Raw genomic sequence first — 19595 nt, 5'->3', positions numbered from 1 at the left:
CCATCGTCTCTGGATTTCAGTACGTGGATCAGTACCTGGCGACGACCGGCCCGGTCGGCCACGGATTGAACTTGTAGCTCAACCGAGCCATCACAGCGTCCACATCCGCATCGACGTTCCGATTGTTCACCGGAGCGCAGGTGAGGACCAACGCCGCGTTACAATTGTGCTGCTTGCTGTCGAACTCGTAGTGCTTGTAGTCGATGCCGAGGATCAGGTTGTCGAGAACCGCGTATTCGGCACCAACGCCGGCATACCAGCCGCCATGCGAAGCACCGGCATGGTCAAACGTAGCGCCGGTCGCATTGACGAGGGTTTGGGTGTCGATGTCAGCTTGCGCGTAGCCGCCCTGGCCATACACCATGAAGCGGTTCCAGGCATAACCGACCCGCCCACCGATATACCAGATGTCATTGACGCGGCTTTGGCAGGAAAAGCCAACGCCCAAGGCGCAGCCAGAGCCGAGGAGGCCAGTGCCAGCGGTGGTGTTAAAGCCGTTGTCGAGGGCGTTGTAGCCGCCTTCGATACCGAGGACAAAATTGCCCCACTGCTTCTGGATTCCGGCAAAGCCGCCGTAGATCAAAGCGGTGTCGCTGTTACCCGTGTGCCAAAGGGCACTCGGAACATTGTAGAAGTTACCGGCGGTGTCGTGCCAGGCGCCGCCAACCGCGCCGCCGACATAGATGCCGGACCAGTCATAGGTAACGACCGGGGGCACCACGGGCGCCTTCGCGATGCGTGCCGGCATGTCTGCGGCGAACGCGCTCGCGGCGCTGGCGGCAAGGATGGAAGCAGCAAGTACCAGTTTCTTCATTGCATTTGCCCCTTTAGTGAGCACTGCGCGGATAAGCAGCGGGTGAGCATCAAATCGAAATCATGACCTAAATTACCCGGATTCCAGCCCATTGGCTGTCACCCGAAAGCTACAGTTGCGCGCAATGTTATCTCCGGTTGAGGATACCAAAACACAACTTTCGGGTTGTTTCGGCAGGGCCCCAGCTCAATTGCCGGCGCTGCGTGGCGAATGCACATGCTCAGGGCGCACGCCTAGGCCCACAAACCGCGCCGTGACGCCCTGCAGCCAGGGCACCGCGGTGACCAGCCGCATGACCAGCGGGACCTTCAGCGGCTGATTGCCCGGCTTCAGCGCCGCGTTCACGACGTTGTTCTGCACGACGACCTGCATCCGCTGCGTCATCCGCACCGGAAACGCGCGCCGCCGGCGTACCGCGTCGAGTTCGTCTTCGGACGGGCAGCCACTTACCAGCTTCGGCGCCAGCAGATTCGCCGTCGCCACGGCATCCTGCACCGCGAGGTTGACGCCGACGCCGCCGATCGGCGACATCGCATGCGCGGCGTCGCCGATGCACAAGAGCCCCGGCCGCGTCCAGCGCTTCAGCCGGTTGACCGCTACCGTCAACAGCTTGACGTCGTCCCAGCTCTTCACCTCGGCAAGTCCCGGTTTCAGGATCGGCGCCATGCGCGCGATGTCGTCGAGCAGCGCGGGCAGCCCCCTCGCCTTCACCGCGTCGTATTGTCCTTTGGGAATGACGAACGCGCATTGCCAATAGTCGCCGCGGTCGAAGGTCACCATCATCTTGCCGGGATCTACCCGGGCAAACAGGCTCTCGTTTTCGTTCTCCCGCTTGCCGGCGCGAAACCACAAGACATCCATCGGCGCGCCGATTTCCTCGACCTCAAGGCCGGCGCGTTCGCGCACCAGCGAATGGCGCCCGTCGCAGGCAACGGTCAGGTCGGCCTCGATGTCGATGATGCCTTCCGGCGTCTTCGCCTTCACGCCCCTGACGCGCTCGCCATCTCGAACGAGATCGATCGCTTCCGTCGACATCATCACCTTGAGCGAGCCGAGCCGCTTGCCGCTTTCGCGCAGGAAATTGAGAAAATCCCACTGCGGCATGAAGGCGATGAAAGGGTATTTGACGCGAAGCCTGCTCAGGTCGGCGATCCGCACCGTTTCCCCGCCGAACATGCCTTGCATCTTCTGCAAGCGCTGGTGCGGCAGTTTCAGGAAGCCGTCGATCAGTCCGAGTTCGTCCATCACCTGCAGCGTCGAGGGATGCACGGTGTCGCCGCGAAAATCGCGAAAGAAGTCGGCGTGCTTCTCCAATACCACGACATCGATGCCGGCGCGGCCCAGCAGATATCCGAGCATCATTCCGGCCGGCCCGCCGCCGACGATACAGCAACGTACTTTCACCGCTCGCTCCTGTCGCCGATTTTCCCGGCAAGGCAGCATCGATCATCTGCCAGGCATCGGCAATGCAATATGCGGCGCGATATTGCCCCGCACGCGCGGGGCATGACGTCGAAGACGGCGGCCTCGCGTCCGCTACCGCCTAAAACTCTTGATCTCCGACACGCTGCCGTCACGATAGGTCAATTCCACTGAGACCGATTTAGTCACCGGCGCAAGCTTCAAATAGGGCTGCGCATCGTGCGGAATGACGCTGGGATCGCGAGTGTTGCAAGGCGGCATTTTCAGCACCTTGTCGGGCACCGCAGTGTCGATGCCGACGCGCACTTCGCGGATCGCGCAGCGGTACGACATCAGGTGCGTATAGTAGACCAAAAGCCCGTTGTACTCGCGGAACGACAACCAACTCGTCGCGGTCATATCGAGAATCTTGCGCTGGTCGCGGATCAGCGCAGCCTCGGGATCGAACCGGATCGGGAACGGCCCCTGCAACTCGCCATTGGTATCGACATAGCGTACCTGGATGACGGCCGCCGAAGTATCGGCCGGCAGTTCGACCGACGGGTTGGGCATCCGCTTGCGGGTACGCGGATCGAGCGTATCCATGAAGCCGGTCTCGCGGAAATCGCCGCTGTCGCCGATCCGCCAGGAAATGCCGAGCGTCGGATCGGCGATCGAAAACACCACGGTCCAGCCGCCATTGTGGCGCGAGAACATCGCAATCGGCGCGTTGACGGAATCGTTCTGCGGCTGCAGGCGCTGTACCGGAGGCAAGGCTGCAAGCTTTTGCAGCGGCTCGGCGGGCTTCGCCGCCTCAGGCTGGGCGTTCGCCAAACCATTCAGGAAAACGTCGTCGACCATCTGGTCGAAGTAAACCGGGATCTGCTTGTGACGAACGGTCTCCGCCAGTTCGCTGACCGCGCGCCGCGTGCGTTGCGCGACCTGCACGAGATTGACGCCGGGCTGCGTCAATTCCTTCGCGAAGGTTCGCGTGAACACCGAATTGGGGTTGGCGTCGTCATTGGAAAGCCGGTCGAGCGCGGTCTGCCGCGGCCCGGCCGAGAAGATCGAGAACACGCCTTCCGGCAATTGCGTCATCGGCGCGAGACCGCCGCCACCGGCAACCGCACGCGTGCCGGCGCGCTCGAACGGATTGTTGCGGCAGGCATCGAACACCAGGATGGCGGTGCGCACCTTGCGGTTCTGCATCCGCTCGATGATGCGGTCGGCGAGGATCGAGGCATCGCGCACGAGTTCTTCCTGGCCTTCGGTCGCCGCCGGCACGTCGGTCGGCAGCAGGAAATTCTGGCCCGCGATTTCAAAACCGTGGCCGGCATAGAAGAAGAATGCCGTATCACCGGCGTCGACCGCCTTGTCGAACGCCAGCAACGTCTGGCTGAACGCCTGCCGGTTCTGGTTTTCCGCCACCATCACCGTGAAGCCGAGCTGCTTGAGCGTATCGCCCATGGTGCGGGCGTCGTTGACCGCCTTCTGCAGCTTGGGCACGTTCCGGTAGTCGTTGTTGCCGACCACGAGTGCAACGCGCTTCTCGGCATAGGCCGGGACGGCGAAGGCCGCCATGCACACTGCAAGGCTCGTCACCGCGAGCAACCTGGAAAGCCAACCCTTCATCGAAATCCCCCAGCGCACGAATCGTCCTGGTTTGGGCCGTGCAAAGCCGCTTCATGCCATAGTCGGCACCCCGATGCCCACGGTTCAACGGCTCCGGTTGATAGGAATACAGCGGCTCGGTTTGACGGCCAAATGACGTTTTTCGCCGTTATTTGTGCGAAAACGTTAAGCTTTTTCGCTATATGGTCAGTTCCCAGATTGACTTTGGCCATTTCGACCCTATGTTCGCGCTCAACGCGGCCTTGGATCGAAACGCGATTCCCTAGGTTAGCCGCTCGTCTGCGTAAGTCAGAGCCCCCAGCTTTTCAAAGCGCGCCGTTTCGGGGCAAAACGCGACAGCCTTTTTACCTGCGATTCCGAACGGCGGTGTCGACTTGAGGCTCAATGTCTTTTTCCCATCTCGGTCTTTCCGATAAGGTCCTCGCCGCAGTTGCGGCCAGCGGTTACACTACCCCCACTCCCATCCAGGAACAGGCGATCCCTCCCGTTCTGGCCCGCCGCGACGTCCTCGGCATCGCCCAGACCGGCACCGGCAAGACCGCCGCCTTCGTCCTGCCCATGCTCACTTTGCTGGAAAAGGGCCGCGCCAGGGCACGAATGCCCCGCACCCTGATCCTCGAACCGACCCGCGAACTTGCGGCACAGGTGAAAGAGAATTTCGACAAGTATGGCGCCGGCCAGAAACTCAACGTCGCGCTTTTGATCGGCGGCGTCTCGTTCGGCGACCAGGATTCCAAGCTGACACGTGGCGTCGACGTCCTGATCGCAACTCCGGGCCGGCTGCTCGACCACACCGAGCGCGGCGGCCTCCTGCTCACCGGCGTCGAACTGCTGGTCATCGACGAAGCCGACCGCATGCTGGACATGGGCTTCATCCCCGATATCGAACGCATCTGCAAGCTGGTGCCGTTCACGCGCCAGACCCTGTTCTTCACCGCGACGATGCCGCCGGAAATCAGCCGCATTACCGAAACCTTCCTGCACAATCCGGAGCGGATCGAAGTCTCGAAGCCGGCAACCACGGCAGCCGGCGTGTCTCAGTTCAAGGTGACCGGTGGCCGAGAGCCGCACGAGAAGCGCGAGCTCCTTCGCCGCCTGTTGCGCGACGCCAAGGACCTCAACAACGCGATCATCTTTTGCAATCGCAAGCGCGAAGTCGCCGTCGTTCACAAATCGCTGCAGAAGCACGGCTTCAGCGTCGGCGCCCTGCACGGCGACATGGACCAATCAGCGCGCACCGCGGCGCTCGATCAATTCCGCAAGGGCGAGATTCCGCTGCTGGTGGCCTCCGACGTCGCCGCGCGCGGGCTCGACATTCCCGCCGTCAGCCACGTTTTCAATTTCGACGTGCCGCATCACGCCGATGACTACGTGCACCGCATTGGCCGCACCGGACGCGCCGGGCGCGCCGGCACCGCGATCTCGATCGTGACCCCGCTCGACAGTAAATCGATCGCTGCAATCGAACGACTGATCGGGCAAACCATTCCCCCCGCCGAAGGTGACTACGCCGTACATTCGGACTCATCCGAGGAGTCCGATCAGCCGCGCGAACATCGCGCGCGGGAAGGCTCACGCGGCGGGCGCAAGCCGCGGCGCGAACGCGAGCCACGACACGCCAGGGATCCTGACAAGCGCAGCGACAAGCGCGCCGATCGTGAACCGCGGCATGCCAAGGCCACGGGCCGCAGTGCCAGGCCGCAACCGGAGGTCGCCGGCTTCCCGCCACCCGCCCCTGCGCAGCCTTCGCGCGTGCCCTCGATCGGGCGACCGGAACCGCGGCGCGCCCACCGCGAGGTCGAATCGGAGCCGGCCGATCACTCGCACCTTCCTGCATTCCTGTTGCGGCCCATTCGCGCCCGCGTCTGACAAGCGTCGATTTCCTGCGGCCGGAACTGTTTACCGGCCGTTCATCCTCCTCCGTTAACCTGCGGCGATAATTTAATCATTGCCGCACGGCAACGACCGGCGCTGCTCGCTATTGGGGACGGATCAGTGGTCAAGCTGCTGGACGAGCACGAACGCACGATGGCGTTTGCCGAAGTCGCGTTGGGCCAGATCAAATCCCTCAGGCAGACCGCCGTCCCACGCAACTATGAAATCTGGTACGTCTACGCGACCGGATACAATGCTCCCCTCAACAAGATCATCAACGAGACGCTGGCGCGCAACGGCAAGCTGAGCGAGTCCGATCTCGAACAGATCTACGAAACCTACCTCTCGCACATCAAGGCCTCCGACCGCATCGACAAGGTCGGCGCGCGTGTGATCGGCGAGATCGACGACGTGACGACCCTCATCACCGAGGCACTCGCCACGTCGGAGAGCTATGACGCCAAGCTGAGCGGCGCGAACGAAAAACTCAGGAACGCCAAAAGCCGCGATCAGATCAAGGCGATTGTCGACGGCCTGGTAAAATCGACGCGCGAGATGCGCGAGACCAACAAGGCGCTGGAGAGCCGGCTCGCGCTGTCCAGGACCGAGATCAGCAATCTACAGCACAGCCTCGAAGCGATCCGCGCTGAGAGCTTGACCGATCCGCTGACCGGATTGGGTAATCGCAAATATTTCGACCGCTCGATCGAGATGGCGGTGCGGACGGCGCTGGCGAGCGGCGAACCGCTGTCGCTGATGATGTTCGACATCGACCATTTTAAATCATTCAACGATTCCTACGGCCATCTTACCGGCGATCAGGTGCTGCGGTTGGTAGCGATGTCGCTGAAGCAAACCATCAAGGGCCAGGACATCACAGCCCGCTATGGCGGCGAGGAGTTCGCGGTGGTGCTGCCGAATACCGGGCTGCGTCAGGCGCTGACGGTCGCCGACCACGTCCGCCGCGCCGTCATGGCCAAGGAGTTGAAGAAGAAATCGACCGGCGAAATTCTCGGGCGCGTCACCATCTCGGTCGGCGTCTCCATGCTGAAGCCGGACGACGACACGGATTCGCTGATTGAGCGCGCTGATGCCTGCCTCTACGCCGCCAAGCGCAACGGCCGCAACCGTGTGGTCTGCGAACTCGACCCCGAATACGCCGCCGAGACCCGCAGCCAGGTCGTCGCCTAGTCAGCTACTTGCGTGGCGCCTTCCCGGCCTTGACCGCCGGCTTGCGCGCGGTAACGGCCTTACCCGCGGCCTTGCTCGAAACCTTCGGCTTCGCCGCCCTGCGCACCTTCGGCCGCTTGAGCAGGGCCGCGCGCTGCGCCGCTGCCAGTGCAGCCCGCGCCCATTCGGCCAATTCCTCAGAATCGTCGAACAAACGCGCCGGCAATTGCCAGTACGAATTCACCGTGACGGTCTTCGCTCGCGTCTGATACTGAAATGGGGTTGATCCCTCGGCCTGGAATTGCGGGATCGTTTGCTCGTCGGCACGAAGATAGAGTCCCGCCCGCAGCGCGAGCGCGAAATTGGTGCCGTCGGCGGAAATGCCGAAACCTGAAAACATCCGGCGGATGGTGACCGGCCCGAAATCGGCAAACAGGTCGATCAGGAAATCGCGGTCCATGGCTCACCGCCCCGGCAATGCGGTCGTTAACCCTTTGCCGGGGTCAGTTGAACCGACTCGCCGCAGCCACAGGCGGAAACCTGGTTCGGGTTGTTGAAGATGAACTGCGCCTGGAGCTTGTCGGCCTTGTAGTCCATCTCGGTGCCGAGCAGGAACAGGACCGCCTTGGGATCGACCAGGATCTTGACGCCTTTGTCCTCGACGACTTCGTCGGTCGGGCGGATCTCGTGGGCGTATTCCACCGTATAGGATTGCCCGGCGCAGCCACCGTTTTTGATGCCAACGCGCAAGCCCACGATCTCGGAATCGGCGCGCTTGGTCAGCTCCGTGATCCGCGCGGCGGCGGCCTCGGTCAGCTTCATCACCTGCGGGCGCGGCCGCGGCTTCGGCTTGGACTGGACGGTGGTATCCATTGCAGTCGATCTCCGGCGTCGCAGGGTGGCGACGAATTATCATGCCACTAAAGTAACAACGAAATTCCCACTGTGAAGGTCTCTCGTCATGAACTCGATCAGAACCCCTCGAAACGCTCCGCACGCCCGCTAGTAAATCTTCCAAATTCCCGGCGTCGCCAGTTCCAGCAAATGATTGTCCGGGTCGCGGAAGTAGATGCTTTTCCCGCCGCGCGGCCAGTCCGTCCTGCCTTCGATCGCGACATTGTGCTCGCCGAGTGTCTTTTCCCACAGCGGCAGCTGGGCCGCCGGAATGGCAAAGGCCATATGAATGGGCCCGCTGCCATCATGCGGCGGAATGGTGCCGCCGGGGAGTTGGATCGTCTCAGGCGCCGAGCCGCGGCGAAACAGCAGCAGCACGCTTCGACCACCGACATCGAAAGCAACGAACCGTGGATCCGCCGTCAGCGCTTCCAGACTCAGCACCTCCTCGTAGAACGCGCGGGCGCGGTCGAGGTCATCGACGTAGAGTGCAGTCTCGATGACGCCGAATAGCTTGGGCAATAGGTCCCTTCACCACATGTTGAGGACGAGGCGCGCCTCGTCGGACATCCGATCCGGCGTCCAGGCCGGATCCCACACCAGATTGACATTGACGACGCCGACGCCCGGGACGCTGGCGATCGCGTTCTCCACCATGGTCGGCAGTTCGCCGGCCGCCGGACAGTTCGGCGTAGTCAGCGTCATCGTCACATCGACGCTGCGGTCATCCTTGAGGTCGACCTTGTAGATCAGGCCGAGTTCGTAGATGTCGGCCGGGATTTCCGGATCGAACACCGTCTTCAGCGCGGCAACGATTTCGGTGCCCAGCCGCTCGGTCTCCTCCGGCGGCAGCGCCGAGTTGGTTTCCATGTTGGCGGTTTTGACTTCGGCCGTATCACTCATGCGAACAAATCCTGCGCCTTGATAAGCGCCTGTGCCAGATAGTCGACTTCTTCCCGGGTATTATACATCCCGAACGACGCCCGGCAGGTGGCTGTGACATTGAACCGCTCTAAAAGCGGCATCACGCAGTGGGTGCCGGCGCGCACCGCGATTCCCTGCCGGTCGATCACGGTTGCGACGTCGTGGGGATGGGCGCCCTTCATCTCGAAGGAGATCACCGGTCCCTTGCCGCGCGCGGTGCCGATCAGACGCAGCGAATTGATTTCGCGCAGCCGCTCCTGGGCATAGCTCAAAAGATCGTGCTCGTGGGCGGCGATGCGCTCCTTGCCGATCGAGTTGACGTAATCGATCGCAGCGCCCAGCCCGATCGCCTCGACGATCGGCGGCGTCCCGGCTTCGAACTTGTGCGGCGGATCGCCATAGGTGACCCAGTCCTTTGCCACCTCGCGGATCATCTCGCCGCCGCCATTATAGGGCCGCATCGCGACCAGGTGCTCATGCTTGGCGTACAGCGCGCCAATCCCGGTCGGACCATAGATCTTGTGGCCGGTGAAGGCATAGAAATCGCAATCGAGGTCCTGCACGTCGATCGGCAAATGCACAGCGCCTTGCGCGCCGTCGACCAGCACCAGAATGCCGCGGTCATGGGCGAGCTTCACGACTTCCTTGACCGGGACGAAGGTGCCAAGCGCGTTCGACATCTGAGTGATGGCGACGAGCTTGGTACGCGGTGTCAGCAGCTTCTCGAACTCCTCGATCAGGAAATTGCCGTCGTCGTCGACCGGCGCCCATTTGATCACGGCGCCATGGCGCTCGCGCAAAAAGTGCCAGGGCACGATGTTGGAGTGGTGCTCCATTATCGAGAGCACGATCTCGTCGCCCTGCTTGATGTTGGGCTCGCCCCAGGAAGATGCCACCAGATTGATGGCCTCGGTGACATTGCGGGTGAAGATAATTTCTTCACTACGCCCTGCGTTAATGAATTTCGCCACCTTGGCGCGACCGCCCTCGTAAGCCTCCGTCGCGGCATTGGCAAGATAATGCAGGCCGCGATGTACGTTGGCGTATTCGCTTCTGTAGGCTTCCGTCATGCGATCGAGCACGGCGGTCGGCTTCTGCGCGGAGGCGGCGTTGTCGAGGTAGACCAGCGGCTTGCCATAGACCGTCATCGCCAGCGCGGGGAAATCCTCCCGCACGCGGGCCACGTCATAGGCGCCATTCTTGACCGCCGGATGCTGGGTCATGCCCGTGCCTCCAGCCAACGCTGCGCGGCGGCAATCGCAAGCTCGCGCAGATCGTCGTTGACGATGGATTCGATGGCCTCACCAACAAAGGCCTGGATCAGCAGCGCCTGGGCCTCCTTCTCGGAGAGGCCGCGGGCGCGCAGGTAGAACAGCAAGCTCTCGTCGAGCGCACCGGTCGTGGCGCCATGGCCGCAGGTGACGTCGTCGGCGAAAATCTCGAGCTCCGGCTTGTTATCGGCTTCGGCGTCGTCGGACAAAAGCAGCGCCCGCGTCATCATCTTGGCGTCGGTCTTCTGGGCATCGGGACGCACGATGATGCGGCCCTGGAACACCGAATGGCCACGATCGTCGACCACGGCGCGGAACACTTCGCGGCTGGCGCAATGCGGCACCGCGTGATCCATGAACAACGTGGTGTCGGCGTGCTGGCGCCCGTTGAGCAGATTGACGCCGTTGGTCTCGACGCGGGATCCTTCACCGGCGAACGCAATCGTCGCCTGATAGCGGCTGACGGCGGCGCCCGAGGTCATGCCAAAGGTGTTGAAATGCGCATGCGCGCCCAGCGTGATGACGGTGGAGGAGATGTTGAACGAGTCGCGGCCATCCTCGACCAATCGAACATGGTCGAGCCGCGAATTGTCGCCGATTGCAACGATCAGCGAGTCATGCGCCTGATAGGCCTTCGCACCCTCGGCCGCGATGTAGCTCTCGACCAGCGTCGCGCCGGTATCCTTGCCGAGACGCAGCAGCGAACGGGTAAACATTGCAGCCGGCGTGGCGCCGCTCGCGACATGAATGACCTGCAACGGCTGCTTCAGCACGACGCCGTTGGCGATCTCGATCACCACGCCATCGGTCATCATCGCGCTGTTGAGCGCGACCATCGGATTGGCATTGTCGGGCGTGAATAACTGCGTCTGCAGCGCAGCGTCCCCGGTTTCCAGCACATCGCGCAGGGTGCGGACGGCAAGCCCCTTCTCCAGCCCCTCCAGTTCGGAGAGCTTCGGCGCGAACACGCCGTCCACCAGCACCAGCCGGCGGGCACCCTTGATCGCCTGCAGCTTCACAGCGGCAGCAGCCTGCTTCAGCGCGGCCGCATCCGGTGCGGCCGCCAGCGGCAGCACCTCGCGCATCAGCGCGCGCAGATCGGTGTATTTCCATTCCTCGAGCCGCCGGTGCGGCAGGCCGACGCGCTCATAGGCCTCGAAGGCGGTATTCCGCGCCTCGGCGACCTTGCCGCCGCCCGGCAGCCGATCGCGCGCCACCGCAAAGCTCTCGCTCAGCGCGCGCCCGGTCTCGTTTTTTGCCAGAACTACATTCATCACAAATCCGCCCGCAGTCAGGCTGCGTCTTCGAACTGGGTGTAGCCGGAAGCCTCGAGCTCCAGCGCCAGATCCTTGCCGCCGCTCTTCACGACGCGGCCCTTCGACATCACGTGCACGAAGTCCGGCACGATGTAGTTGAGCAGCCGCTGGTAGTGGGTGATGACGACCATCGCACGATCCGGCGAGCGCAGCGCATTGACGCCGTCGGCCGCGATGCGGAGCGCGTCGATATCGAGGCCGGAATCCATTTCATCGAGAATGCAGACGGCAGGCTCGAACAGCGCCATCTGCAATATCTCATTGCGCTTCTTCTCGCCGCCGGAAAACCCGACATTGACGCCGCGGCGAAGCATATCCTGCGGAATGTTCAGCGACTTTGCGACCTCGCGCACCTTCTTCAGAAAGTCCGGCGTTGAATATTCGCTCTCGCCGCGCGCCTTGCGCTGGGCATTCAGCGCGGTGCGCAAGAACGTCATGGTGGCAACGCCCGGAATTTCAACCGGATACTGGAACGCCAGGAACACGCCCTTGGCGGCGCGCTCGTCCGGCTCCATCTCCAGGAGGTCCTCGCCCCTAAACAGGATCTGGCCGTCGGTGACTTCATAACCCGGCTTGCCGGCGATGACGTGCGACAGCGTGGATTTGCCGGAGCCGTTCGGCCCCATGATCGCGTGCACCTCGCCCGGGTTTACGGTCAGCGACAGCCCATGGAGAATTTCGTTATCCTCGACACGGACCTTCAGGTTTTTGACTTCGAGTAATGGCATTGCTTTCCCTTGTCGAAATTCGTTTAGTGGCGCTGCCGGATCGGGCGCTCATAGGCGACAATCGCGGCGTCCGGGCACGCGTTTTCCAGACTTGCGATCTCGCCAAGCTTGGCCGCATCGAGTTCCGCCGCTGCGATCAAATTGCAAAGTCCGTCGCCGACAGCCGCGCGGCAGTTCGCTAGATAGGCCATTAGATAAACACCCATCCTGTCGGCGGCGGCCTCAAGGCGGCGCGCCTGCGCGGCGCTTGGCCGGAACCACTCTGAACTGTCGAGCCGCGACAAACTGATTTCGTCGATCTCGTTCAAGATCGGCAACAGCCTGCGCAGCTCGCTGATATCAGGTGCGATCATCCCACGCTGCCTTCGAGCGAGATCGAGATCAGCTTCTGCGCTTCGACCGCGAACTCCATCGGCAGTTGCTGCAGCACATCCTTCACAAAGCCGTTGACGACGAGGCCGACGGCTTCTTCCTGCGACAATCCGCGCTGGACGCAGTAGAACAGCACGTCCTCGGAAATCTTCGACGTCGTCGCTTCGTGTTCGAAGGTCGCGGACGAGTTCTTCGCCTCGACATAAGGCACGGTGTGCGCGCCGCATTTGTCGCCGATCAGCAGCGAGTCGCAGGCGGTGTAGTTGCGCGCGCCGGTGGCTTTCCGGTGCGCGGTGACGAGGCCGCGATAGGTGTTTTGCGAGACGCCCGCCGCGATGCCCTTGGAGATGATCCGGCTGGTCGTGTTCTTGCCGAGATGAAGCATCTTGGTGCCGCTGTCGACCTGCTGGTGACCGTTCGAGATCGCGATCGAGTAGAACTCGCCGCGCGAATTGTCGCCGCGCAGGATGCAGCTCGGATATTTCCAGGTGATCGCCGATCCTGTTTCGACTTGGGTCCAGGAGATCTTCGAATGGTTGCCGCGGCAGTCGCCACGCTTGGTGACGAAATTGTAGATGCCACCCAAACCTTCGGAATTGCCGGGATACCAGTTCTGCACTGTCGAATATTTGATCTCGGCATCGTCAAGCGCGACCAGCTCAACCACGGCGGCGTGCAGCTGATTCTCGTCGCGCTGCGGTGCGGTACAGCCCTCGAGGTAGCTGACGTAAGCGCCCTTGTCAGCAATGATCAGCGTGCGCTCGAACTGGCCGGTGTTGCGCTCGTTGATGCGGAAATAAGTCGACAGCTCCATCGGGCAGCGCACGCCCGGCGGCACGTAAACGAACGAGCCGTCGGAGAACACCGCCGAGTTTAGCGTCGCGAAATAATTGTCCGAGGTCGGCACCACCGTCCCAAGATACTTCTTCACCAGCTCAGGATGCTCGCGGATCGCCTCCGAGATCGGCATGAAGATCACGCCGGCCGCCTTCAGCTCCTTCTGGAACGTGGTCGCCACGGAAACTGAATCGAATACGGCGTCGACCGCGATCCTGCGCTCGCCTTCCGGCTTCACGACGCCTTCGAGCACCTCGACTTCCCGCAAGGGGATGCCGAGCTTCTCGTAGGTCTTGAGGATTTCCGGATCGATCTCGTCCAGCGAGCCGATCTGCTTCTTCGGCTTCGGCGCCGAGTAGTAATAGAGTTCCTGATAGTCGATCTTGGGATAGTTGACGCGGGCCCAGGTCGGCTCGGTCATGGTCAGCCAGCGGCGATAGGCCTCCAGCCGCCATTCCAGCATCCAGGCCGGCTCGTTCTTTTTCGCTGAAATGAAGCGGACGGTGTCTTCCGACAGCCCCTTTGGGGCCTTGTCGGACTCGATCAGCGTCTCAAATCCATATCGATATTGATCGACGTCGATGCGCCTGACGCGCTCGACCGTCTCTTGAACGGCTGGCATTCTATCCTCCGCTCGCGGTTTCAAGGACCGCGGTGGAACAATTGCAAATCAGTGACGAAGGGTTCCGGCGAAACTTACTTAGAACGTTTCAAGCCGTGTTTCGTCGCCCTCTAAGTAAGGCATCGGCAAGCGTTCGCCAAGCCTCAAGGGCCAAATCAATGTCTGTCTCCGTGGTAGACCAGCCCAGACTGAGCCGCACCGCTCCCTTCGCCAACTTGCCATCGAGCCCCATGGCGGCCAAAACGTGGGACGGCTGCACCTTGCCAGAGGAACAGGCGGAACCGGACGATACCGAAATACCGCTGAGATCGAAGCCGATCACCGCCGTCTCGGCTCGAAGCCCGGGAACGGTAAACAGCGTCGTATTGGGCAGGCGCGGCGCATGCTCTGAAAACACAATAATTTCAGGCGTTTGGTTCAGCCCTTTCTCAAGGCGCTCACGTAGATCCTGCTGCCGGATGGCACTGGCCGGCAGCTCGGCCATGGCCGCCTTGGTCGCTGCGCCAAAGGCCGCGATACCAGCGACATTCTCGGTTCCCGCCCGGCGGCCCAGCTCCTGGCCACCGCCACGGAGCAGCGGCTCCAGCCCCTGCATCTCCTCGGTCAGGACCAGTGCACCAATCCCCTTGGGGCCGCCGATCTTGTGCGCAGACAACGTGAGCAGATCGGCGCCTATCGATTTGATTTCGAACGGTATTTTACCGAATCCCTGGATCGCATCGACATGCAGCAACCCACCCGCTTCATGCACGATGTCAGCGACTTCGCCGACCGGTTGAATGGCGCCGGTCTCGTTGTTGGCCAGCATCACCGACACCAGCGCTGGCGGGCCATCAGCGAGCAAGGCACGCAAATGATCGAGGTCGACTAGGCCGGAGGCAGTGACCTTGATCGTCTGGATCGCGCCTGCGGAAAACCGTCCCCCTGACAGCACCGAGGTATGTTCGATAGCCGAGACCAGCAATCGTCGAACCGGCTCTCCCGAGGTCCGGCGCAGCCCCGGCGTCAGCGCCAGCGCGTTCGCCTCCGTCCCGCAGGACGCAAACACCACATCCTGCGACCGGCCGCCGACGGCCGCCGCGACCGCGGCCCGTGCGTCCTCGACCACCCGGCGTGCCTGACGCCCTTCGGCATGCACCGAGGACGGATTGCCGGCCGTATCCCAAGCGGCCGCCATCGCCTGCCTCGCTTCGGGGCGAAGCGGTGTCGTCGCATTCCAGTCGAGATAGATCCGGTCGGACATGGTTGTATGATATTACCTACACCGGAAGCGGCCAGCGCGAGCTTGGGCCTTGTGCTTTCCCAAATGCCTTATGGCAATTGGGGATCGTGCCGTCTCGTACAATCGCAAGCTAACGCCTTGAACAACCTTCGAGATGTTCAAGATGCTTGCTTTTTGCCCCTCGCCTCATGCTAGAAGGCCGCAACCAGTTCACGGGAGCGCCCGTTCGCGCATCGCCCAACGACGCATGATCACATGCTTTTCCGCTCGGATCACGTCCGTTGCCTAGGGATCATCAATGCCTGAAGTAATTTTCACCGGCCCCGCAGGCCGCCTCGAAGGCCGTTATCATCCGGCCAAGCAGAAGAACGCGCCGATCGCGATGATCCTGCATCCGCATCCGCAGTTCCACGGCACGATGAATCACCAGATCGTCTACCAGTGCTACTACGCGTTTGCGCATCGCGGCTTCTCGGTGCTGCGTTTCAATTTTCGCGGCGTCGGCCGCAGCCAGGGCTCATTCGATCACGGCACCGGCGAGCTCTCGGACGCAGCCTCCGCGCTCGATTGGGCGCAGACTATCAATCCTGAGGCGCGCGCCTGCTGGGTCGCAGGCTTTTCGTTTGGCGCCTGGATCGGCATGCAGCTTCTGATGCGCCGGCCCGAGGTCGAAGGTTTTATTTCGATTGCGCCGCCTGCCAATCTCTACGACTTCTCCTTCCTCGCACCCTGCCCGTCTTCGGGCCTGATCGTGCACGGCGAGAAGGACGCGGTGGTGCCGCCAAAGGACGTCAATACGCTGGTCGAGAAGTTGAAGACGCAGAAAGGTATCGTGATCGATCAGCAGATCATCCCGGGCGCCAATCACTTCTTCGATGGCAAGCTCGAGCCGCTGATGGAGACGGTGACCGGCTATCTCGACATGCGGCTTGCCAACGTCCGCTGACGTCTGGTCCCCGGACGCGGTGCAGGATGCACCGCAGAGCCGGCCCTATCTTTTCTGTTGTTTTCCGTTACCAGCCTGGGTCCCGGTTCTGCGAAGCAGCGCTACGCGCTACGTCGCGCCCGGGAAACGCGGCCTTCACCACATTGCAACTCGCAAGATGGGTTGAGCCCTTCGCGAAACTACCCGCTACGCTACGCCGCCAATTTCAGCAAATGCGCGTTATGGCGCACCAGGAACGCGTGCAGCAATTGCGGATAGTCGGGACCCACCGCCGTGCCTACGCTCGGCCGCTTCGCCAGCGTCTCTCGCCATGCGCGGACCTTCGGCGTGTCGGCAAACACCGAGAGATCGGTCAGTTGATCGAACAGGTCGAAATAACGGAAAATCGGCGCGAACACCGCGTCCACCAGGCTAAAATTTTTGCCGGCAAACAACGGCCCGCTACCCAGCGCCTCCTCGACACGCGCAAATTTTGCAGCGACCGCCTGCCGTTTGCTCTCGAAGATCGCAGAATCGCCCGTCGTCTCCAGGCCCCAGAGTTCGCTCAGAATGGTCGACCCGAACTCCATCCAGGCGCGATGCTGCGCGCGCTGGAGCGCATCCTGCGGATGCAGCTTTGCGCCGCCTTGGGCGTCCTCAATGTATTCGCAAATCACGTTGCTTTCGAACAGCGCGACCTCCTTGCCGTCGGCGCCGGTCACGACCAGCACCGGCACCTTGCCAAGCGGCGAAATCTTCAGGAACCAGTCCGGCTTGTTGGCGAGATCGATGTCGACCCGCTCGAACGGAACGCCCTTTTCGTTCAGCGCGATCACGGCGCGCTGCACATAGGGACAAAGCTTGTGGCTGATCAATGTGAGCTTCTGCGCCATAACGACCTCCAACCGAAGGCCGGCCGGCCCTCGCTCCATGCATCTGCATCTAAATTAGATGCATCTGCATGCAGTCGTCAAGGTCGATGCAATTGCATCAACTTATCTTGAACCGCGTCACGGTCGCGCGATGATGCCGCCGGTCATCGGGAGCGGCACCCCGGTGGTGGCAGGATAGCTTAGCGGCAGACCCTTCAGGCCTCGCGCCGCCAGAAATCCGAAAGCCTGCGCCTCGATGGCGTCGGAGGCCCAGCCCAAGGTGTCCGCCGCCCGGACGGTTGCAGGCGCCAGACACTCACGGAGCATCCGCAGCATGGTCAGGTTGCGGGCGCCGCCGCCGGCCACGATCCAGTTCTTGGGTTCGTTCGGCAGCAACGGCACCACCCGGGCAATCGCAGCGACGGTAAAGGCGGTCAACGTGGCCGCGCCATCCTCAGGCGGCATATCGCGGAGCTTCAGCCCCGCAAAATCGTTGCGATCGAGCGATTTCGGCGGCGGCAGCGAAAAGAACGGCATCTCCAGCGCACGGTTGATCCAGGCCGCATCGACCCTGCCCAGCGCGGCGGTGCGGCCCTCGGTGTCGAAGCGCTGGCTCATGCGGCGGAACATGTGGTCGTCGAGCAGCGCGTTGCCCGGCCCGGTATCGCAGGCGATCAGCGTGTCGCCGTCGATATAGGTGATGTTGGCGACCCCGCCGATGTTGACCACGACGGTCGGGCCCTCCCACTCCAGCGATTGGGCGAGCGCGCGATGATAGACCGGCACAAACGGCGCGCCCTGCCCGCCGGCTTCGACATCGGCAGCGCGGAAATCGTACATGACCGGAATGTGGATCGTTCTGGCGAGCGTCAGCGCATCGCCGATCTGGACCGTCAGCTTTTTCTCGGGCCGGTGCAGCACGGTCTGGCCGTGAAAGCCGACGATGTCGATATCGTCGAACCGCATCCGGTGTTGCGCGGTAAAGGCGGCCACCGCCTCCGCATGCGCTGACGTGACGACCCGCTCGGCCTCGCGCAGGCAGCCGGGCCGCGCCGCGCGATCGGCCAGGTCGGCGGCCTCATACAGCGCCTGCCGCAACAGGCCGCGCTCCGCATCGGTATAGGGCCGGTATCCGGACGGTCCGAGCGCATTCACCCGGCGGCCATCGGTTTCGATCAAAGCGACATCCACCCCATCGAGCGAGGTGCCGCTCATCAAACCTAATGCCGTCAACATCATGGTCGATTGTGCCTTTGAAACGCCCTGCTCGATACGTCCCGCCGACGACGACCAGCTTGTGCCAAACACGCACATCTTATAATGCCACAGCGCCCGGCCTTGCGGCAGCCTGTTCCGCCATGGTTCCGCAACTCGCTACAATTACAGTGAAAATAGAATGATCAAAGCGCCCGCCCATGACCAAATTTAAATCAGATTTCCTGAACATTTTACAGGAACGCGGCTTCATCCACCAATGCTCCGATTTCGAGGGTCTCGACGCGCTGGCCGCCAAGGGTCAGGCGACCGCCTATGTCGGCTACGACTGCACCGCGCCGTCGCTCCATATCGGCAATTACCTCACCATGATGATGCTGCACTGGCTGCAGCAGAGCGGCAACAAGCCGATCACCCTGATGGGCGGCGGCACCACCATGGTCGGCGACCCCTCTGGCAAGGACGAAACGCGCGCCATCCGCACGATCGAAGAAATCGAGGCCAACAAGGCCTCGATCCGCGGCGTGTTCGCGAAGGTACTGCGCTACGGTTCGGGCCCGAGCGATGCCATCATGCTCGACAATGCCGAGTGGCTAACGAAACTGAACTACATCGAAATGCTGCGCGACGTCGGCCGGCACTTCTCCGTCAACCGCATGCTGACGATGGACTCGGTGCGGCTCCGGCTCGAGCGCGAGCAGGAGATGAGCTTCATCGAGTTCAATTACATGGTCTGCCAGGCTTACGACTTCGTCGAGCTGGCGCGGCGTACCGGCTGCCGGCTGCAGATGGGCGGCTCCGATCAATGGGGCAATATCGTCAACGGCGTCGATCTCGGCCGCCGCATGGGCACGCCGCAATTGTTCGCGCTGACCACGCCGCTGCTCACGACCGCGTCGGGCGCCAAGATGGGCAAGACCGCACAAGGCGCGGTGTGGCTCAACGCCGACCAGTTCTCGCCTTATGACTTTTGGCAATATTGGCGCAACGTCGAGGACGCCGACGTCGTGAAATTTCTGAAGCTGTTCACGACCCTGCCGATGAGCGAGATCGAGAAGCTCGGGGCATTGCAAGGCGGCGAGATCAACGAAGCCAAGAAGGTGCTGGCGACGGAAGCGACCGCGCTGTTGCATGGCCGCGACGCCGCGAACACCGCCGCCGAAACCGCCCGGCAAACGTTCGAGCAAGGCGCGATCGCGGAGAACCTGCCCACGGTGGAGGTTTCGCGCGGCGAACTTGAGGCCGGCGCGGCTGTGCTGGGGCTGTTCGTGAAAGCGGGTCTCGTAACCTCGAATGGCGAGGCGCGGCGCCAGATCAAGGGCGGTGGCTTGCGCGTCAACGATGCCGCCGTGACCGACGAGAAGATGGTGCTCACGCCGTCCAACCTCACCCCGGAAGGCGTCATCAAACTTTCCATGGGGAAGAAAAAGCACGTCCTGCTCAAGCCGGCCTAGGGTCTGTTGGGATTCATCGCGAGTTTATCACGGCAGCGGCGAGGTGGATCA

19 protein-coding genes are annotated in these 19595 nt (G+C 62.4%); 4 read left to right on the top strand and 15 right to left on the bottom strand.

The features are described 5' to 3' along the window. Positions 1-28: 28 nt before the first annotated feature. The 3 genes from CQ13_RS22255 to CQ13_RS22245 all read right to left on the bottom strand — a co-directional run bounded on the left by CQ13_RS22255 (position 29) and on the right by CQ13_RS22245 (position 3847). On the bottom strand, positions 29-814 hold the full coding sequence (locus tag CQ13_RS22255) for an outer membrane protein (RefSeq protein ID WP_057844983.1): 786 nt from the start codon (positions 812-814) through the stop codon (positions 29-31). Positions 815-1000: 186 nt separating this feature from the next. Beyond that, entirely contained in the window at positions 1001-2257 is a 1257-nt protein-coding gene (locus CQ13_RS22250; RefSeq protein ID WP_082637579.1) for an FAD-dependent oxidoreductase, read from the bottom strand. Positions 2258-2350: 93 nt separating this feature from the next. Beyond that, a complete protein-coding gene (locus tag CQ13_RS22245) occupies positions 2351-3847 on the bottom strand; it encodes a caspase family protein (protein WP_057844981.1) in 1497 nt (498 codons plus the stop codon). Between the two features lie 384 nt (positions 3848-4231). On the opposite strand from CQ13_RS22245, the gene CQ13_RS22240 reads away from it, so the two are divergent. Together CQ13_RS22240 and CQ13_RS22235 are read left to right on the top strand one after the other, a co-directional pair. Further along, complete coding sequence (locus tag CQ13_RS22240) at positions 4232-5716, top strand: DEAD/DEAH box helicase (RefSeq protein WP_057844980.1); 1485 nt, start codon at positions 4232-4234, stop codon at positions 5714-5716. Positions 5717-5842: 126 nt separating this feature from the next. Continuing rightward, positions 5843-6913: a GGDEF domain-containing protein gene (locus tag CQ13_RS22235; protein WP_057844979.1), complete on the top strand. Its 1071-nt coding sequence runs from the start codon at positions 5843-5845 to the stop codon at positions 6911-6913. 4 nt (positions 6914-6917) lie between these two features. On the opposite strand, the gene CQ13_RS22230 is transcribed toward CQ13_RS22235, so the two are convergent. The 10 genes from CQ13_RS22230 to CQ13_RS22185 form a co-directional block, all read right to left on the bottom strand. Beyond that, positions 6918-7352, bottom strand: a complete 435-nt coding sequence (locus CQ13_RS22230) for a TfoX/Sxy family protein (protein ID WP_057844978.1) — start codon at positions 7350-7352, stop codon at positions 6918-6920. Positions 7353-7378: 26 nt separating this feature from the next. Then, a complete protein-coding gene (locus CQ13_RS22225; protein WP_057844977.1) occupies positions 7379-7765 on the bottom strand; it encodes a HesB/IscA family protein in 387 nt (128 codons plus the stop codon). 129 nt (positions 7766-7894) lie between these two features. After that, positions 7895-8308: a VOC family protein gene (locus CQ13_RS22220; RefSeq protein WP_057844976.1), complete on the bottom strand. Its 414-nt coding sequence runs from the start codon at positions 8306-8308 to the stop codon at positions 7895-7897. A gap of 9 nt (positions 8309-8317) precedes the next feature. Further along, positions 8318-8689, bottom strand: coding sequence for an SUF system Fe-S cluster assembly protein (locus CQ13_RS22215; RefSeq protein WP_028346267.1), 372 nt, complete (start codon positions 8687-8689; stop codon positions 8318-8320). Next, on the bottom strand, positions 8686-9933 hold the full coding sequence (locus CQ13_RS22210; protein WP_057844975.1) for a cysteine desulfurase: 1248 nt from the start codon (positions 9931-9933) through the stop codon (positions 8686-8688). The genes CQ13_RS22215 and CQ13_RS22210 overlap by 4 nt, the downstream gene beginning before the upstream one ends. Then, positions 9930-11255 carry a Fe-S cluster assembly protein SufD gene (gene sufD / locus CQ13_RS22205; RefSeq protein WP_057844974.1) on the bottom strand — a complete coding sequence of 442 codons (1326 nt, stop codon included), beginning with the start codon at positions 11253-11255 and terminating at the stop codon, positions 9930-9932. The genes CQ13_RS22210 and sufD overlap by 4 nt, the downstream gene beginning before the upstream one ends. A 17-nt stretch (positions 11256-11272) precedes the next feature. After that, a complete protein-coding gene (sufC, locus tag CQ13_RS22200; protein ID WP_057844973.1) occupies positions 11273-12025 on the bottom strand; it encodes a Fe-S cluster assembly ATPase SufC in 753 nt (250 codons plus the stop codon). Positions 12026-12048: 23 nt separating this feature from the next. Beyond that, positions 12049-12378, bottom strand: a complete 330-nt coding sequence (locus CQ13_RS22195) for a hypothetical protein (RefSeq protein ID WP_057844972.1) — start codon at positions 12376-12378, stop codon at positions 12049-12051. Next, positions 12375-13856, bottom strand: a complete 1482-nt coding sequence (gene sufB / locus CQ13_RS22190) for a Fe-S cluster assembly protein SufB (RefSeq protein WP_057844971.1) — start codon at positions 13854-13856, stop codon at positions 12375-12377. The genes CQ13_RS22195 and sufB overlap by 4 nt, the downstream gene beginning before the upstream one ends. Before the next feature lie 88 nt (positions 13857-13944). Beyond that, positions 13945-15099, bottom strand: a complete 1155-nt coding sequence (locus tag CQ13_RS22185; RefSeq protein ID WP_057844970.1) for a cysteine desulfurase family protein — start codon at positions 15097-15099, stop codon at positions 13945-13947. Between the two features lie 277 nt (positions 15100-15376). Here CQ13_RS22185 and CQ13_RS22180 point away from each other — a divergent pair, with 277 nt between their 5' ends. Continuing rightward, positions 15377-16024 carry an alpha/beta hydrolase gene (locus tag CQ13_RS22180; protein ID WP_025589847.1) on the top strand — a complete coding sequence of 216 codons (648 nt, stop codon included), beginning with the start codon at positions 15377-15379 and terminating at the stop codon, positions 16022-16024. A gap of 191 nt (positions 16025-16215) precedes the next feature. Here CQ13_RS22180 and CQ13_RS22175 read toward each other — a convergent pair whose 3' ends face one another. Together CQ13_RS22175 and CQ13_RS22170 are read right to left on the bottom strand one after the other, a co-directional pair. Beyond that, positions 16216-16896 carry a glutathione S-transferase family protein gene (locus CQ13_RS22175; RefSeq protein ID WP_057845035.1) on the bottom strand — a complete coding sequence of 227 codons (681 nt, stop codon included), beginning with the start codon at positions 16894-16896 and terminating at the stop codon, positions 16216-16218. Between the two features lie 117 nt (positions 16897-17013). Next, complete coding sequence (locus tag CQ13_RS22170; protein ID WP_057844969.1) at positions 17014-18114, bottom strand: anhydro-N-acetylmuramic acid kinase; 1101 nt, start codon at positions 18112-18114, stop codon at positions 17014-17016. A gap of 176 nt (positions 18115-18290) precedes the next feature. Between CQ13_RS22170 and tyrS the strand changes: the two genes are divergently transcribed. Continuing rightward, on the top strand, positions 18291-19544 hold the full coding sequence (gene tyrS, locus CQ13_RS22165) for a tyrosine--tRNA ligase (protein WP_057844968.1): 1254 nt from the start codon (positions 18291-18293) through the stop codon (positions 19542-19544). Positions 19545-19595 lie beyond the last annotated feature (51 nt).

The organism is Bradyrhizobium retamae (assembly GCF_001440415.1).
Taxonomy (GTDB): Bacteria; Pseudomonadota; Alphaproteobacteria; order Rhizobiales; family Xanthobacteraceae; genus Bradyrhizobium; species Bradyrhizobium retamae.
The sequence above is the reverse complement of the archived record's forward strand: the minus strand, read 5'-3'. Positions and strand labels throughout refer to the sequence as shown.

What these genes read in the sequence shown, in the direction of transcription:
- CQ13_RS22175 (WP_057845035.1), bottom strand. Translation starts at nt 16,896, where the DNA reads ATGGCGCAGAAGCTCACATTGATCAGCCACAAGCTTTGTCCCTATGTG.
- CQ13_RS22250 (WP_082637579.1), bottom strand. Translation starts at nt 2,257, where the DNA reads ATGCTGCCTTGCCGGGAAAATCGGCGACAGGAGCGAGCGGTGAAAGTA.
- CQ13_RS22230 (WP_057844978.1), bottom strand. Translation starts at nt 7,352, where the DNA reads ATGGACCGCGATTTCCTGATCGACCTGTTTGCCGATTTCGGGCCGGTC.
- CQ13_RS22185 (WP_057844970.1), bottom strand. Translation starts at nt 15,099, where the DNA reads ATGTCCGACCGGATCTATCTCGACTGGAATGCGACGACACCGCTTCGC.
- tyrS (WP_057844968.1), top strand. Translation starts at nt 18,291, where the DNA reads ATGACCAAATTTAAATCAGATTTCCTGAACATTTTACAGGAACGCGGC.
- sufD (WP_057844974.1), bottom strand. Translation starts at nt 11,255, where the DNA reads ATGAATGTAGTTCTGGCAAAAAACGAGACCGGGCGCGCGCTGAGCGAG.
- CQ13_RS22225 (WP_057844977.1), bottom strand. Translation starts at nt 7,765, where the DNA reads ATGGATACCACCGTCCAGTCCAAGCCGAAGCCGCGGCCGCGCCCGCAG.
- CQ13_RS22195 (WP_057844972.1), bottom strand. Translation starts at nt 12,378, where the DNA reads ATGATCGCACCTGATATCAGCGAGCTGCGCAGGCTGTTGCCGATCTTG.
- CQ13_RS22215 (WP_028346267.1), bottom strand. Translation starts at nt 8,689, where the DNA reads ATGAGTGATACGGCCGAAGTCAAAACCGCCAACATGGAAACCAACTCG.
- sufC (WP_057844973.1), bottom strand. Translation starts at nt 12,025, where the DNA reads ATGCCATTACTCGAAGTCAAAAACCTGAAGGTCCGTGTCGAGGATAAC.
- sufB (WP_057844971.1), bottom strand. Translation starts at nt 13,856, where the DNA reads ATGCCAGCCGTTCAAGAGACGGTCGAGCGCGTCAGGCGCATCGACGTC.
- CQ13_RS22255 (WP_057844983.1), bottom strand. Translation starts at nt 814, where the DNA reads ATGAAGAAACTGGTACTTGCTGCTTCCATCCTTGCCGCCAGCGCCGCG.
- CQ13_RS22245 (WP_057844981.1), bottom strand. Translation starts at nt 3,847, where the DNA reads ATGAAGGGTTGGCTTTCCAGGTTGCTCGCGGTGACGAGCCTTGCAGTG.
- CQ13_RS22170 (WP_057844969.1), bottom strand. Translation starts at nt 18,114, where the DNA reads ATGATGTTGACGGCATTAGGTTTGATGAGCGGCACCTCGCTCGATGGG.
- CQ13_RS22240 (WP_057844980.1), top strand. Translation starts at nt 4,232, where the DNA reads ATGTCTTTTTCCCATCTCGGTCTTTCCGATAAGGTCCTCGCCGCAGTT.
- CQ13_RS22180 (WP_025589847.1), top strand. Translation starts at nt 15,377, where the DNA reads ATGCCTGAAGTAATTTTCACCGGCCCCGCAGGCCGCCTCGAAGGCCGT.
- CQ13_RS22210 (WP_057844975.1), bottom strand. Translation starts at nt 9,933, where the DNA reads ATGACCCAGCATCCGGCGGTCAAGAATGGCGCCTATGACGTGGCCCGC.